Below are 13,940 nucleotides of genomic sequence, written 5' to 3'. Positions count from 1 at the left end.
CCTCCTTGTTCCGGGTCACGGCCGGGCCGTGACGCTCGACGGGCCGGCGGTCAGCCGACGGGCGCGACGGGGGGCCGTACGGCGCGCACGGAGACCGGGACCCCGCCCTTGGGCCACATCGTGGCGATGCCGGTCGGCTGGACCGGCCCCCCGGCGAGGGCGAGGTCGGTGCGCCGCGCGAGCTCCGCGATCAGGGCGCGCAGCTCCAGCTCGGCGAAGGCGTAGCCGATGCAGCGCCGGTAGCCGCCGCCGAAGGGCACGAAGGCGTACGGGACCGGTTCCCGGTAGCCGGGGGCGGAGGCGTCCCAGCGCCCGGGGCGGAACTCCAGCGGCTCGTCCCACAGTTCGGGCATCCGGTGGGTGACGTACTGGGAGTAGAGCACCTTCGCGCCCGCCGGTACGCGGTGCCCGGCGAACTCGAAGCCCTCCATGGACGTCCGCCCGGTCAGCACGCCGGGGGTGTACAGGCGCAGGATCTCGGAGACCGTCCAGCCCACGTACTTCATGGCGCCCAGGTGCTGCGCGGTCAGCGGCTCGTCACCGGCGACCCGGGCCACCTCCTCCCGGATGCGCTCGAACACCTCCGGGTTGCTGAGCAGCGCGTACAGGGCCCAGCCGGCCGCGGAACTGCTGGAGTCGTAGCCGGAGGCGATCAGGCTGATGACCTGGTCGCGCACCTCCAGGTCGGCGAGCTGATCGCCCTCGCCCTCGTGGTCGTACGAGGCCAGCAGCGCGTCCAGGACGTCGCCCCGGTCGTCGGGCTCGGCCCGCCGCTTGTCGATCTCGGCGCGGACGTGCCGGTCCACCCGGGCGCGCGCCGCCATCGCCCGGCGGAAGGCGGTACCCGGCAGATCGTGGTCGAAGCGCAGGAAGGGCGAGCGGTTGATGTAGCGCAGGGCCGTCTCCAGCTCCCGCCCGATCTCGTCGGTGTGCGCCTCCAGCCGGTCCCCGAAGAGGGAACGGATGGCGATCCTGCGGATGCACGAGCGCATGTCGGCGAAGCCGTCGGCGGTGCCGCCCGGGGTCCAGCCGTCGATCATGCGGTGGATCTCCTCCACCATGACCGGTACGTAGCCCTCGATGCGCTTGCGGACGAAGGCGGGCCGCACCAGCGACCGGCGGCGCCGGTGGTCCTCGCCGTCGCTGACGACCATCGCGTTCGCGCCGACGACGGGGATCAGCAGGGTCAGCACGTCCCGGGAGAGGAACCGGGGCCGGGCGGGCGGGTCGGTGAGCAGCAGCTGGTTGGCCTCGGCGCCGAAGAGCAGTACGTACTGCTGGCTGCCGAAGCCGAACCGGCACACCGGCCCGTAGCGGCGCTGCATGTCGAGCAGCGCCTCGTAGGGCCTGCCCAGGAACCCCTTGAGGTAGCGGGCCTGGCCCAGGCCCGTGGGCCCGGGCAGCCGGTTCACCGCGGGGGCGGGCCGTACGCCCGTCACGCCGGGTCCTGGCCGGACTCGTGGTCGGGTCCGGGGCCGCCGGGCAGCCGGGCGGCGCGTCCGACGGGGAGCCGGGGCAGGCCCAGGTCGTCGTAGAGGGCGCGGACCAGTGCGTAGCGGCGGGCGAAGGTCTTGACGTCGTCGAGGCGGCCGTTCCAGTACACGGCGACGACCAGGTCGAAGAGCGGGTCCACGAGCAGGGTGGAGGTGTTGCCGCCCGCGTGGCCGAAGGTCCGGGCCGAGCAGCGTCGCCCGAAGACGGAGGGCAGGGTCATGACGCCGAGTCCGTAGGGGAAGTCGGTGTCGCAGATCGACCGGTAGGGCGAACCGGGCCAGTGCGTCGCCGTCAGCGCCTCGACGCTCGCCCGCCCGATGAGCGGGGTGCCCCGGTGGGTTCCGCCCGCCAGCAGCAGGTCACCGACGACCCGCAGGTCCCGTACCGGCCCCCAGACGCCCGCGCCGGGCAGCGGCAGCGCGCTGGCCAGCCGCATGGCCTCCAGGCCCGCCGCCCCGTCCTCGGAGGTGCCGGCCACGGCCAGCCGGTCGGCGGGCAGGGACGGGTCGGTGCCGAGGACGGCGCCCAGCCCGAGCAGGGAGATCAGCTCGCGGTAGCTGTCGCCGGGGCCGGCGCCGTTCACGGCGGCCAGCAGCCGGTCCAGGACGAACCAGTTGGTGATCGGGTTGTAGACCATGCCCGCGCCCGGCAGCGTCTCGGTCGGGGTCGCGCAGATGACCGCCCAGATCAGGGCGTCGATGTCCGCCCAGGAAGCGGCCTCGGCGCCCCCGGCGTCGACGGACAGCATCGGGTCGGGCATGCCCGTGGTGTGGGTGAGCAGATCGCGTACCCGCACCCCTTCCTTGCCCCCGCCGGTGAACTCCGGCAGCACCTTGCAGACGGGGGTGTCGAGGTCCAGGGCGCCGCTCTCCCAGGCGCGGGCGAAGGCGATCGCGCCGAGCGGCTTGGAGGAGCAGGTCCAGGGGACGTATGTGTCGTCCGTCATCGGAGCGCCGCTGCCGTTGTCGCCGACCGCGAGGTCCACGACCTGGCCGCGGTAGGACACCGAGAGCTGGACGCCGGTCTCCAGGCCGCGTTCGATCTCCGCGTCGAAGAGGCGTCGTACGGAGCTCAGGGCGGCAGCTGCGGGAACGGGAACGGTCACCGTCATGAGGGCTGTACTCCAGGGGTGTCGGCATCGGCGTGGAGCAGGGTGTAGACGTCGCGCAGCGATGCGGTGTCCCACTGCGCGACGAGGGCGGCCTCCACGTGCGCGGGGCAGCGCGACTGCACGTCGTCGAGCCAGGCCAGGACGGCGTAGTCGCCGGCCCGGAGCCGGTTCAGCGGGGTGGCCGCGAGGACCGGGTCGACGGTGTCCCCGAGCAGGGGCCGGACAAAGTCTTCGAAGGACGGGACGTCCGTACTCATGGCGCTGCCATCTCCGGTCGGTCGGCGGTCTGCGGTCGGCGGTGCGCGGTCTGCGGTCTGCGGTCTGCGGTGTCGGTCAGGACGGGGCGTGCGCCCGCCAGGGAGGTCACTGCGGGCGCGCCATCTCCCGTACGGCGCTCTCCAGGGAGGCGAAGGTCGCGAAGGTCTCGCGGACCAGGAGCTCGTCGCGGAACTGCACCCCGAAGGTGTCCTCGATGGTGATGACGAGTTCGATCGCGGCCATCGAGTCGAGGCCGAGGTCGGCCAGCGCGACCGTGTCCCAGTCCACGTCCGCGGGGACCCCGCGCAGATGTTCCGTCAGTACGTCCAGCAGCCTGCCGGACACGTCCGCAGCCGTCTGCTCGGCACCGTTCATCCCGTACACCCCCGTGATGTCGCGCATCGGTCCTACGTTTCGGCCACCGGCCCCCCGGGCCCGGCCAGTATCCCAGCGGAGCAGGGCGCCCCACAATGATTTCGCCTGCCCCGGAACCCACAAGTGCACTGTGTCCAGGGGCAGTTCAGGTCAATCCGACAGAACGCGGAACCCGATGTAGGGCACCGCGCTGAACTCGTCGGCGGTGAAGGCGGTGGAGTTCTCGAAGCTCTCCGGATTGCGCACCGTGTACGCCCCGCCCTTGAGCACCCGCGAGCCGAGGCCCCGGGCGGGGGAGCCGGACCGGGCCGGGGCGAGCAGTTCGTCGGCGCACCACTCGAAGACGTTCCCGGTCATGTCCCGGAGCCCGAACGCGTTGGCCGGGGTGCAGCCGACCGGACGCGGCCCGCTCGCCTCCGGGGCGTAGGTCCCGCGGTCGAAGGCGTCGCCGAGCGACCAGCGCAGCTTCTCGGGCCCCGCGGCGGCGTACTGCCACTCGGCGGCGGAGGGCAGCCGGTGGGGCGCGCCCGTCCGCTCGCCCAGCCATGCGCAGTAGGCGCGCGCGCCGTGCCAGGTCACCCCGGTCACCGGCAGCAGGGCCAGCGCCTCGTCGAGGACCACGGCGCCGGTGGCGGCCGTACGCAGCCCCGTCCCGGCCGCGGCGGGGAAGCCGTGCAGGAGCGGGGCGGGGGCCCGGTGCAGGCCGCGGTCGAGGAGGGAGGCCCAGTACTGGCCCACCGTGGTCGGCAGGACCGCGAGCCGGAACCCGTCGGTCCGTGCGGGCGCGCCGGGTGCGGACCCACCGGGTGCGGGCGGCAGCGGGCCTGCCGGGACCGGGACCAGCTCGGGCAGGCCGGGCGCGGCTGCGGCGCCGGCCGCGGACGCGGGGGAGGAGGTCATCGCGGGCGCACCACCCGGAAGCCGTAGACCTCGCACTTGGTGTCCTCGTAGGCCGCCATCCGGCTCTCGGGGCCCAGGGTGTCCGCGGGATCCGCGAAGGAGCCGCCCCGCACCACGCGGAACGAACCCCGCTGCGCGCCCCGGGGATTGCGCACCGGCCCCGGACCGGACGCGCCGTAGGGGCCGTAGAGGTCGTGGCACCACTCGCGTACGTTGCCGAGCATCTCGTGGAGGCCCGCGGCGTCGGCGGGCAGGCTCCCCACCGGGACCGGCCCGGGCTGCCCCGGCAGGAAGGCGCCCGCCAGGTCCTCCCCGGCCCGCAGCGCCCGGCAGGCGGGGCCCGCATCGGCCGAGTTGCAGACCTCCGGGCCGGGTACGGCGTCCGTGGGGTGGCCCTGCCGGCAGGCCACCTCCCACTCGGCCTCGGTGGGCAGCCGGTACCCGTCGGCGTCGAGGTCCGACCCGCGGGAGCCGAGGCGGTACACGGGGGCGAGCCCCTCGCCGAGCGAGAGCCAGTTGCAGTAGGCCGCGGCCCCCCAGAAGCTGATCTGGATCATCGGGAAGTCCGCGGCGCCCGGCCGGAGTTCGAAGCCGCCCGCCCGGCTGGTGACGAAGCACGGGTCGATGCAGTCGATCAGGGTGTGGTCCACGGCGTCCGGCGCGTCGCGCAGGAAGGCGTGGAAGTCGGCGGCGCTCACGCAGCGGTCGCCGAGCCGGAAGGCGTCGATCTCCACCTCGTGCGCGGGCTGCTCCTTGGCGGTCCGGTCCGGCGAGCCCACCGTGAACCGTCCCCCGGTGAACGCGACCATCGTGAAGTTCCGCTGCTGCACACTGCTGTTCAACCAACACCCCCGTATTGATCGGCAGTTGGTGTTCCACGGCCGGTACGCCGCCCAACCTAGCCCCGGCCGCATCCGCTCGACAAGGCCGGTCAGGCGGTGACCCGGCGCACCGCGGGCATCAGCAGGAGCAGGCTCGAACTGGTCACCTGCCAGAGCACCGCCGCCCAGAGCACCGCCTCGGTCGAGGTCGCCTGCGCCACCGCGGCCGCGGCCACGAGGCCGAGCGGGGAGAGGGAGTACGAGCACACCGCGTCGAAGGACGACACCCGGGCGATCAGCTCGCCCTGCACCTTGGTCTGGAGCAGGGTGGTCCAGATGGCGTTGAAGACGGCCAGGCTGGCCCCGCCCACGAAGGCCGCCGCCGCGGTGACCGGCAGCGGCGCCGCCACCGCCAGGCACAGCACCGGCGCCGCCCAGGCCGCCTGGGCCAGGATGATCACGATCAGCGGGCGTCCGGGCGTCCAGCGCAGGAGTACGGGGGCGAACAGGATCGAACCGGCCCCCAGGGCCGCGAGGATCAGCCCCCAGCTGCTGCCGCCGCCGAGGCGGTCCTCCGAGACGATCGGGCCCAGGACCAGGAAGGGCGCGTAGAGCAGTGCGTTGAACAGGGCGAAGGTGATGCTGGTGAGCCAGATCCAGTTCTGCTCCCGCCAGGCGGCGTAGCCGTCCTTCAGGTCGCCCAGGGGCGAGCGCGCGGTCCGCTTCACGTACGGCGGGACCTTGACGAGGGCCACCGCGACCACGCTGGCCAGGTACGTGCCCGCGTCCAGGGCGAGCACCAGGCCGGGGCTGGTCGTCACCACCAGCAGGCCCGCGAGGGCCGGGCCGAGGACGACGCCGACGTCCTTGGCGACGCCGATGAGGACGTTGGCCCGCTGGAGGTCCGCGGCCGGCACGATGTCGGGGGTCAGTCCGGCCATCGCCGGGGTGAAGAAGCCGGTGCCCGCGTTCTGGACGGCGACCAGCACCAGCATCGTCCACACCGACGGGTGGCCGAACAGCACCAGGGCGGCGAAGGTCCCCTCCGCCAGGAACCGCACGGTGTCGCTGACCAGCATCACCTTGCGACGGCCGAAGCGGTCGGCGACGACCCCGCCCGCGAGCAGGCACAGGACGTTGACGGTCACCCCGGCGGCGATCACCAGGCCCAGGTCCGAGGCGGACCCCCCGGCGGCCAGGACGGCGAAGGCCACGGCCACCCGCTCCATGCCGGTGCCGAAGAGGGAGAGGCTGTGGCCGATGTAGAAGCGGCGGAAGTTGCGGTGGGCGAGCGGCCCGAACCGGCGCTTGTCGGGCAGCACCGTCGTCACGCGGACACCGCCGTCACCGGTCCGGCTCCGGCGCCGGTGCACGGCGTCCGGTGCCCGTCGTGTGCTTCGTGCGTCGTGGCGCGGAGCGCGCACCGTTCCCGCAGGATCATAGGACCAGGCTAACCCTTCACCGGGCCGACGGGCGCCCCAATTCCCTTAGCTCTCAAGTGAGTTGAAGTGCGGAGTGGACCGCTTGCCGCCGCTCAGGAGAAGGCCTTCCACTCCTCGGTGCCCACGGCCCGGGCCACCGCGGGCGAGGTCGCGGCCAGCCCGTCGCGGAAGGCCGCGTTGTGTGCCCGTACCTCCTCGTCCCGCCCCTCCAGCGGGCTGCCGGGCGTGAGGTCGACCAGCCACAGGGGCCGCAGCTGCGCCCCGCGCATCGCCTTGCCGTCGGGCGTGGCGATCCCGGCGTGCAGCCACCGCACGCCCGGCATCCGGGCCGGGATGTAGTAGGCCAGGTTGAAGTACTCGGCGGCGCCCCGCAGCCGCTCGTAGTCGAAGCCGACCGCGCGCAGGTAGACGGTGTCCCCGTCGCGCACGTACAGGCAGCAGCCGACCGCGGGCTCGTCGCCGATCGAGCACAGCAGCACCTCGGCCCGGTCCCCGGCCAGTTCGGCGTGCTTGCGGAAGGCCTCGACATAGGCCTCGGCGCTCCCGTCGATGCCGTACCGCTGCTCGGTCCGCGCGGCGAGCCGGCCCACGTCCTGGTACGCGTCCCGCAGGATGCGGTGCTCCACCCGGTAGCCGGCCTCCTCGAACCTGCGGACCTCCCGCTTCACCCGCTGGCGCCGGTGCTGGGAGCCCAGCGACTCCAGCCACTCCTCCCAGCCGCCCGGCGGGATCTCCACCCAGGCGTCCGCGGTCAGCGCCACCGGCATCGTCGGCGCCCCGGCCTCGCGCAGTGCCAGCGCGTCGGCCGTGGTCAGGTACATCGCCACGCGGGAGGGGCCCGTCGGAGCCCCGTCGGGGCCGAGGGGGTCGGGCAGTTCGCGTACGGCGGCCAGCAGTGCGGCCGCGGCCTGCGCCCGGTCCGCGCCCGGCGTGGCCAGCAGGTGCGCCAGGTAGCCCCGGCGCTGCCCGATGAGCACCCCGCCCGGCGGCGGGCTCGGCAGGCCCCGCTCGGTGAGCTGCTCGTACCAGCGCAGGTGCGGGTTGGAGGTGCCGTCCGTCGCGGCGAGCGGGACGGCCGCGCGGCCGCCGCCGGGCAGGGGGACCTGGACGGCGCCGGAGACCATGCCCGGTTCCAGGGCCACCAGGCGCAGCCAGAACGCGGAGGAGTAGAACCGCCCGTGGGCGAGTCCGTCCCACTCGGCGTCGGCGAGTCCGCCCAGCGGGTCGGTGAAGTGACGGGTGGCCCCCATGGCGTGCCGCTCCCCTGCGATTGGTCTGCGAATTCGTCCAACTGGCCGTCTACAAAGGCGTGTCGTACTGTCCTAGGCTACGTTCCATGAGATCACCGGTTACTGAGAATGGCCAGTACCTGCTCGTCTTCGGGGCCACGATGGCCCTGCGTGAAAGGGCCGTCGTGGCCGCCCTGCGGGTGTTCGACGGCCCCCTCGTCACGATCGCCCGTTCGGTGGACGCCAGGGCGGCCAAATTCTTCGACCACGTGCTCATCGGTGACTTCAGCGATCCCGACACGGCGCTGCGGGTGGTCCTCGACTTCGAGAAGGAGACGGGGCTGAAGCCGGCCGGCATCGTCCCGTTCATCGACCCCGGTCTGATGCCCGGCCGGCTCATCGCCGACCACTACGGGCTGCCCTTCCTGTCCCGCAGCTCCATCGAGGACTCCGGGATCAACAAGAACCGGATGAAGGACCGCCTGCTCGCCGCCGGGGTGGCCACCCCGCGCTACCTCCAGGCCGACGACCTCGACGCCGCTCGCGCGGCCGTCGCCGAGATCGGGCTGCCGTGCGTGGTCAAGCCCTCGGCGTTCGGCGGCAGCCTCGGCGTACGGCTGATCCGCACCGAGGCGGAGATCGAGGAGGCCTACACCTCGGTCCGGCAGACCATCGACGCGACCGCGACGTTCACGGTGAAGAACCGCGGCATCCAGGTCGAGGAGTTCTGCACCCTCGTCGACGAGGTCTCCGTCGAGGTGCTCACCCACCGGGGAGTGACCACGGTCCTGGCGGTGACGGACAAGTCCCACGGCCCGCAGCCCTGGTTCGCGGAGGTCGGCCACCGCGTCCCCAGCATCCACTCGGACCGCTCCGACGTCCTGGACCTCGCCGTCCGCGCCTGCGAGGCCCTCGGCCTCGACCACGGCGTGGCGCACGTGGAGATCAGGCTGGAGGGGGACGCGGAGCCGCAGATCATGGAGGTCGGCGCGCGGACCGCCGGTGACGGCATCATCGACCTCGTCGAGCGGGCGCTCGGCATCTCCCCGTACGAACTCCACGTCCGTTCCTACCTGGACCGGCTGGAGGACTTCCCCCGGCCGACCCCCTCCGGCCTGGCCGCCATCGCCGTGCTCAAGGCCCCGCCCGGCAAGATCGCCGCGGTCCGCCCCGCCGGTGAGGTCGACGGGGCGGTGCGCTCGTACGAGGTCTACGCGGCCCCCGGTGCCGTGTCCCGGGCCGAGCAGGCCAACTACCTCGACCGCGAGGGCTACGTCGAGTGCTACTGGCCCGGCGCCGAGCCCGGATCCATCCCGAAGGCCGCCCACCTCGACATCGCGCAGCGCCTGTCGGCGGAGATCTTCGTGATGGAGGAGACCCCGTAGGTCACAGCCCCCGGACCGAGGCCACCGTGAAGGCGGTGGGAGTGCCGGTGCCGGGGGACATGGGTCCGCCCTTGTCGAACTGGGAGCGGACCACCAGGGTGCGGCCCGGCAGGTGGCTGAGGGTCGTCGGGATCTGCAGCGAGGCGTCCGTGACCGTACGGGTCAGCCGGGCGCGGCTCCCGTCGGCGCCGACCTGCCAGCGCGTCAGCGCGTTGGTGACGTTGTGCGCCACCCGCAGGGTGCCGTCGGCGGAGAGGTCCAGGCCGTCGGCGTGCGTCAGGTCGCCGCCGGTGAGCTCGACGCGCCGCAGCGCCCCGGTGCGCAGGTCGACGCGGAAGAGCTCGCCCGCCACCATGTCGACGGTCAGCAGGTAGCGGCCCGAGCGGTCGGCGACGACGCCGTTGAGGCTGAAGCCGCCCGCCGGCCGGGGGCGCAGCACCGGGGTGAGGTCGTGTGCCTCGGTCAGGGCCCCGCTGCCCGCGGCCAGTTGGGCCGGGGTCACGCGGTAGAGCACCCCGCGGACGCTGTCGGTCAGATAGGCGGTGCCGTCCGGGGTGAGCGCGAGGTCGTTGACGAAGCGGGCCCCGTCCCCGGCCACCTCGAAGTGGGCCAGGCGGGCCCCGGTGGCGGTGTCGTAGACGGCGACCCCGGTGGTGGAGTCCGTCACCCACAGGCGGCCCCGGGCGTCGACCCGCAGCCCGTTCGCCGTGCGGCGGCCGTCGGTCCCGGAGGGCAGGAACACCTCCGCCGTGCGCGCGCCCGGGCGGGCCCGGTAGACGGTGCCGTCGGCGTACGAGCCCACGTAGACGGTGCGGGTACGGGGGTCCGTGGCGATGCCCTCCGGGTAGACCTTCGCCCCGGGCAGGACGAAGGCCGTGGATATCCGGGGCGACACCTGCTGCGCCGGGGCCGCGGCCACCGTGAGCGCCGCGGCCAGGCCCAGCGCCGCGGTGGGCACCAGCCGGTTCCGGGCGCGCCGCCGCCCCGGCGCCGCTTCCTCCGCTTCCTTCGTGCCCTTCGTGTCCTTCGCAGCATTCGACGAACGCATCATCAGGTGCCCCCTACTGGTCGAGTGAAGGCGAATGTATGTGAGAGCTCTAATGCATGCAAGAGCCGTAGGATGCGGTGCATGACCTCCATGGCCCCCGAAGAGCGCATCGGCTCGCACCTCAAGCGCGCCGAGCAGGCGCTCCTCGCGGCGAAGAACACCGCGTGCAAGCCGGCCGCAGTAACGGTTCCCCAGTACGCCGCGCTGCTCTGGCTGGCCGAGAAGCCCGGGATCTCCGCAGCCGCGCTCGCCCGGCTGTGCGGGGTGACCCCGCCGACCATGAACACCGTGCTGAAGAACCTCCAGGAGCGCGGCCTCATCCTGCGGACCCCGCACGAGCTGCACCGCAACGTGCTGGAGACCCGGCTGACGGAGGAGGGCCGCTCCGCCATGGAGCTCGCGGACTCCGGTGCGGTGCGCGTGGAGCGCGCCCTGGCCGAGGCCTTCACCGGGGAGGAACGCGCGCTGCTGATCGAGCTGCTGGGGCGGTGCGCGGACGTGCTCGACGCCCAGCGGTGAGCGCGGCGGCCCGTCGCCGGCAGGGCCGCCGGCGACGGGCGTCTTGAGATCCCCGTCATGTTTTTGCCTGGTTTCGGAACTGCGCTGGGCGTACGTACATCACCACCAGTGGATGCCCAGCCGTTCTGCCCCCGGGGCAGTCATGACCGTTCGGAGCGAAGTTCGTGCACCAGTACCCGCAGAGCCCGGGGCCCGAGGACCGGCCGTCGTACGCGGAACCCAGGCGGTCCCGGCGCCGGATGTGGATCGGCGCGGTGGCAGCCCTCGCGGTGCTGCTCGCGGGCGGCGGGGGCTTCGCCGCCTGGAAGCTCGACTGGTTCTCCGGCAACGGCGAGGCCGTGAGCTTCGGCAAGGCCACCCCGCCCCCGGCCGCCGAGCCGCAGCCCTCGGGCGGCGGGGCCCGGGCCGCCGAGCCCTCCGGTGACCCGGACGTGCTCCTGCCGTCCGGCCCCAAGTCCGACTTCAAGCAGACCACCAAGCTGGAGGACGGCACGGTCATCGCCAAGACCCGCCTCGCGGGGGCGAAGTCGGGCTTCGAGGGCGACGTCTGGGTATGGGCGCCCAAGGAGTACGACGACCCCAAGTACGCCAAGAGCGGCTTCCCGGTGCTCATCGCGCTCCCCGGCGGCAACGGCTTCCCGGCGAACTACTGGTCCGACCGCAGCCTGGGCCTGCAGAAGGCGATAGGCGAGGGCGTCAAGGCGGGGACCAGCCTGCCCTTCATCGTGGTCATGCCGGTACTCAACCCCGACAACAAGTACTACTACGACGGCTCCGACATACCCGGCCAGGCCAAGATGGGCACCTGGATAGCCGAGGACGTCCCCGACTTCACCCGGGCCAATTTCCGTACGTACAAGTCCCGCGACGGCTGGGCCTTCATGGGCTCCTCCTCGGGCGCCTTCGTCGGGATGAAGACGGTCCTGCAGCACCCGGACAAGTTCAAGGCCGTGATCGCCAGCGGCGGCGAGATCGTCCCCGACTCCCCGCTCTGGAAGGGCCACCAGGCGGAGATGGACGCGAACGACCCCGAGAAGCTCGCCAAGAAGCTGATCGACACCAACGGCCCCGAGGTCTACATCAACTTCCAGATCGGCACCAAGGAGAGCGGAAAGGAGCGGATGGTGAAGTTCCAGCAGCAGTACGGCAAGGGCCCCGTCAAGACCACCATCCGCGACATCCAGAACGGCGAGCACAACGGCTGGCACTACGTCCGGGGCATGAAGGAAGGCTCCCTGGAGTGGATCAGCAAGGTGCTCAAGGCCCCGAAGCCCGAAGAGGGCTGACCGGACCCGTGCGCGGGGGCGTCGCGGGCTGCGTGGAGCGCGTGTGCTGCGGGCCACGCCACGCCGCGCCCGTCCCAGGCAACCCATCCGGTCGTTCACACCTCTGTAGAAGGAGTAAGGGGGACCGAACGGTCCGGCCCGCGCTCCGAGGTGAGCGCCGGAGAAGGAACGGGACACATCCGTGCAGCATGACCAGCAAGGCGACGGCAGCCCCTCGACCGAGGGCGGCCGTCGCCCCAAGCGCCTGCGCCTCATCCTGATCAGCGGTGGGCTCGCGCTCACCCTCGCCGCCGGCGGCGCGGCCGCCTACAAGACCGGGCTCTTCTCCGACGTGGGGGACCCGGTCTCCTTCGGGAAGGTCCAGCAGAAGGCCGCCACCGCCTCCGCCGTCCGGCCCGGCGTGAGCATGCCCACCGGGCCGGCGGCCGAGTTCGTCCGCACCCACCGGATGCCGGACGGCACGCAGATCGGCCGGACCACGCTCACGGGGGCGAAATCCGGCTTCACGGGGGACGTGTGGGTGTGGGTGCCCAAGGAGTACGAGGACCCGAAGTACGCCCGGAGCGCCTTCCCCGTCCTGATCTCCCTGCCCGGCGGCCGCGGCTACCCCACGAACTACTGGGGCACCGGTCCGGGGCTCGGCCTCCAGAAGGCCGTGAGCGACGGGGCGAAGGCGGGTACGAGCCTGCCCTTCATCCTCGTCATGCCGGTGACCAACGCCGACACCAAGCACCACTTCGACGGCTCGGACATCCCCGGCCAGCCCAGGATGGGCACCTGGATGGCCGAGGACGTCCCGGATTTCGCGAAGGCCAATTTCCGGACCTTCACCTCCCGCGACGGATGGGCCTTCATGGGCTCCTCCGCGGGCGGGTTCAACGGCTTCAAGCAGCTCCTGAAGCACCCCGACCGGTTCAAGGCGGTCATCGCCAGCGGCACCGACATCGTCCCCGACTCCCCGCTGTGGCAGGGGAACACGCAGGCCATGGACGCGGACAACCCCGAGAAGCTCGCCGAGAAGCTGATCAGGGCGGGCGGTCCCGACGTCTACGTCAACTTCCAGATCGGCACCGCGGAGACCGGCCGCGAGAAGGCCGAGAAGTTCATGCAGGAGTACGGGAAGGGTCCCGTGCACACCACGCTCCAGGTGATCCAGGATGGTGGACACGACGGAAAGTCGTACGTACGCGGTATGAGGGAGGGCTCCCTGGAGTGGATCAGCAAGGTGATGTCCGGACCGACCCCCGACCCCGGCGTGCGATGACCCCGGTGGTGAAGGGGGCGTCGGTCGCCGCCGTCGCGGGGGTCGTGGCGCTCTTCGCCGTCGTGTTCCTCAAGGCGCCGGGCGAGCAGCCCGTGCACCCCTTCCCCACCGTCGGCGTGCTCATGGCCAACGGCGAGCACTGGTGCACGGCCAGCGTCGTCGACAGCCCCGAGGGCAACGTCGTCGCCACCGCGGCGCACTGCGTGGCCCCCGCGGGCGAGGACGGGAAACCGGGCGAGGTCGCCCACGACGGCCTGGCCATCGGCGAGCTGGCCTTCGCGCCCGCCTTCTCGGGCGAGGGCTCCGGCAGCCACCCGCTGGGGGTGTGGAAGGTCCGCTCGATCCACGTGGACGAGCGCTGGACGAAGTGGGGCGAGGACACCGCCGACTTCGCCTTCCTCACCATCGAGCCCGACGAGGACGGCCGCAGCGTCCAGGAGGCCGTGGGCGGCGGGGACCAGGCCCCCGCACCCGACTGGACCTCCGGGTACGAACGGGACGTGACGGTCGTCGGCTACCCGGAGTCCGAGCACAACCCGCAGAACAAGCCCGTCTCCTGCACGACCCAGACCGCCCACGACGAGGACGACCCCGACATGCTGTACATCAGCTGCGCCGGGTTCTGGACGGGCACCAGCGGCAGCCCCTGGATCGCGGACCGGGGCGGCTCCGCCCCCGCGGGCCGGCTGATCGGCGTGCTGAGCGGCGGGGACACGGACGTGGACTCCACGGCCGCGCTCTTCGACGAGAACGCCAAGGCGCTCTACGAACGTGCGGCCCGGGGCTGAACCACCGCCGCACGTGCGGC

At 72.7% G+C, this 13,940-nt stretch carries 14 protein-coding genes; 5 read left to right on the top strand and 9 right to left on the bottom strand.

Annotated features, from left to right (window positions below; genetic code table 11):
- Nucleotides 1-50: 50 nt before the first annotated feature.
- The 8 genes from IO30_RS0118255 to IO30_RS0118220 form a co-directional block, all read right to left on the bottom strand.
- Nucleotides 51-1,439, bottom strand: coding sequence for a cytochrome P450 (locus IO30_RS0118255; protein ID WP_051902392.1), 1,389 nt, complete (start codon nt 1,437-1,439; stop codon nt 51-53).
- The gene (locus IO30_RS0118250) at nt 1,436-2,605 is read right to left on the bottom strand and encodes a serine hydrolase domain-containing protein (RefSeq protein ID WP_031144328.1); all 1,170 of its coding nucleotides are present in this window, start codon (nt 2,603-2,605) and stop codon (nt 1,436-1,438) included. Before IO30_RS0118250 ends, IO30_RS0118255 begins: the two co-directional genes overlap by 4 nt.
- Nucleotides 2,602-2,862: a hypothetical protein gene (locus IO30_RS0118245; protein ID WP_031144327.1), complete on the bottom strand. Its 261-nt coding sequence runs from the start codon at nt 2,860-2,862 to the stop codon at nt 2,602-2,604. The genes IO30_RS0118250 and IO30_RS0118245 overlap by 4 nt, the downstream gene beginning before the upstream one ends.
- Nucleotides 2,863-2,968: 106 nt before the next feature.
- Nucleotides 2,969-3,265, bottom strand: a complete 297-nt coding sequence (locus IO30_RS40655) for an acyl carrier protein (protein WP_234321491.1) — start codon at nt 3,263-3,265, stop codon at nt 2,969-2,971.
- Nucleotides 3,266-3,388: 123 nt separating this feature from the next.
- The gene (locus IO30_RS42030; protein ID WP_031144325.1) at nt 3,389-4,138 is read right to left on the bottom strand and encodes a formylglycine-generating enzyme family protein; all 750 of its coding nucleotides are present in this window, start codon (nt 4,136-4,138) and stop codon (nt 3,389-3,391) included.
- Nucleotides 4,135-4,980: a formylglycine-generating enzyme family protein gene (locus tag IO30_RS42025; RefSeq protein ID WP_157853334.1), complete on the bottom strand. Its 846-nt coding sequence runs from the start codon at nt 4,978-4,980 to the stop codon at nt 4,135-4,137. The genes IO30_RS42030 and IO30_RS42025 overlap by 4 nt, the downstream gene beginning before the upstream one ends.
- 89 nt (nt 4,981-5,069) lie before the next feature.
- Nucleotides 5,070-6,290, bottom strand: coding sequence for an MFS transporter (locus tag IO30_RS0118225; protein WP_051902388.1), 1,221 nt, complete (start codon nt 6,288-6,290; stop codon nt 5,070-5,072).
- 203 nt (nt 6,291-6,493) lie between these two features.
- The gene (locus IO30_RS0118220; protein WP_031144319.1) at nt 6,494-7,651 is read right to left on the bottom strand and encodes a GNAT family N-acetyltransferase; all 1,158 of its coding nucleotides are present in this window, start codon (nt 7,649-7,651) and stop codon (nt 6,494-6,496) included.
- An 86-nt stretch (nt 7,652-7,737) separates the two neighbouring features.
- Between IO30_RS0118220 and IO30_RS0118215 the strand changes: the two genes are divergently transcribed.
- Nucleotides 7,738-9,015, top strand: a complete 1,278-nt coding sequence (locus tag IO30_RS0118215; RefSeq protein ID WP_031144317.1) for an ATP-grasp domain-containing protein — start codon at nt 7,738-7,740, stop codon at nt 9,013-9,015.
- A gap of 1 nt (nt 9,016) precedes the next feature.
- Here IO30_RS0118215 and IO30_RS0118210 read toward each other — a convergent pair whose 3' ends face one another.
- A complete protein-coding gene (locus tag IO30_RS0118210; protein ID WP_237403416.1) occupies nt 9,017-10,066 on the bottom strand; it encodes an SMP-30/gluconolactonase/LRE family protein in 1,050 nt (349 codons plus the stop codon).
- A gap of 78 nt (nt 10,067-10,144) precedes the next feature.
- Between IO30_RS0118210 and IO30_RS0118205 the strand changes: the two genes are divergently transcribed.
- From IO30_RS0118205 to IO30_RS0118190, 4 genes are all read left to right on the top strand, one after another.
- Complete coding sequence (locus IO30_RS0118205; protein WP_199920965.1) at nt 10,145-10,582, top strand: MarR family winged helix-turn-helix transcriptional regulator; 438 nt, start codon at nt 10,145-10,147, stop codon at nt 10,580-10,582.
- A gap of 164 nt (nt 10,583-10,746) precedes the next feature.
- The gene (locus IO30_RS0118200; RefSeq protein WP_031144311.1) at nt 10,747-11,868 is read left to right on the top strand and encodes an alpha/beta hydrolase; all 1,122 of its coding nucleotides are present in this window, start codon (nt 10,747-10,749) and stop codon (nt 11,866-11,868) included.
- 181 nt (nt 11,869-12,049) lie between these two features.
- On the top strand, nt 12,050-13,132 hold the full coding sequence (locus IO30_RS0118195) for an alpha/beta hydrolase (RefSeq protein ID WP_031144309.1): 1,083 nt from the start codon (nt 12,050-12,052) through the stop codon (nt 13,130-13,132).
- Nucleotides 13,129-13,920: a trypsin-like serine peptidase gene (locus tag IO30_RS0118190; RefSeq protein WP_031144307.1), complete on the top strand. Its 792-nt coding sequence runs from the start codon at nt 13,129-13,131 to the stop codon at nt 13,918-13,920. Before IO30_RS0118195 ends, IO30_RS0118190 begins: the two co-directional genes overlap by 4 nt.
- Nucleotides 13,921-13,940: the final 20 nt, after the last annotated feature.

Source organism: Streptomyces xanthophaeus, from assembly GCF_000725805.1.
GTDB lineage: Bacteria > Actinomycetota > Actinomycetes > Streptomycetales > Streptomycetaceae > Streptomyces > Streptomyces xanthophaeus.
Note: the sequence above shows the minus strand (reverse complement) of the source record. Positions and strands in the feature narration are given on the sequence as shown.

Coding starts and splice junctions, on each gene's coding strand:
- IO30_RS0118205 (WP_199920965.1), top strand. CDS start 10,145: ATGACCTCCATGGCCCCCGAAGAGCGCATCGGCTCGCACCTCAAGCGC.
- IO30_RS0118220 (WP_031144319.1), bottom strand. CDS start 7,651: ATGGGGGCCACCCGTCACTTCACCGACCCGCTGGGCGGACTCGCCGAC.
- IO30_RS40655 (WP_234321491.1), bottom strand. CDS start 3,265: ATGCGCGACATCACGGGGGTGTACGGGATGAACGGTGCCGAGCAGACG.
- IO30_RS42030 (WP_031144325.1), bottom strand. CDS start 4,138: ATGACCTCCTCCCCCGCGTCCGCGGCCGGCGCCGCAGCCGCGCCCGGC.
- IO30_RS0118210 (WP_237403416.1), bottom strand. CDS start 10,066: ATGATGCGTTCGTCGAATGCTGCGAAGGACACGAAGGGCACGAAGGAA.
- IO30_RS0118190 (WP_031144307.1), top strand. CDS start 13,129: ATGACCCCGGTGGTGAAGGGGGCGTCGGTCGCCGCCGTCGCGGGGGTC.
- IO30_RS0118245 (WP_031144327.1), bottom strand. CDS start 2,862: ATGAGTACGGACGTCCCGTCCTTCGAAGACTTTGTCCGGCCCCTGCTC.
- IO30_RS0118250 (WP_031144328.1), bottom strand. CDS start 2,605: ATGACGGTGACCGTTCCCGTTCCCGCAGCTGCCGCCCTGAGCTCCGTA.
- IO30_RS0118215 (WP_031144317.1), top strand. CDS start 7,738: ATGAGATCACCGGTTACTGAGAATGGCCAGTACCTGCTCGTCTTCGGG.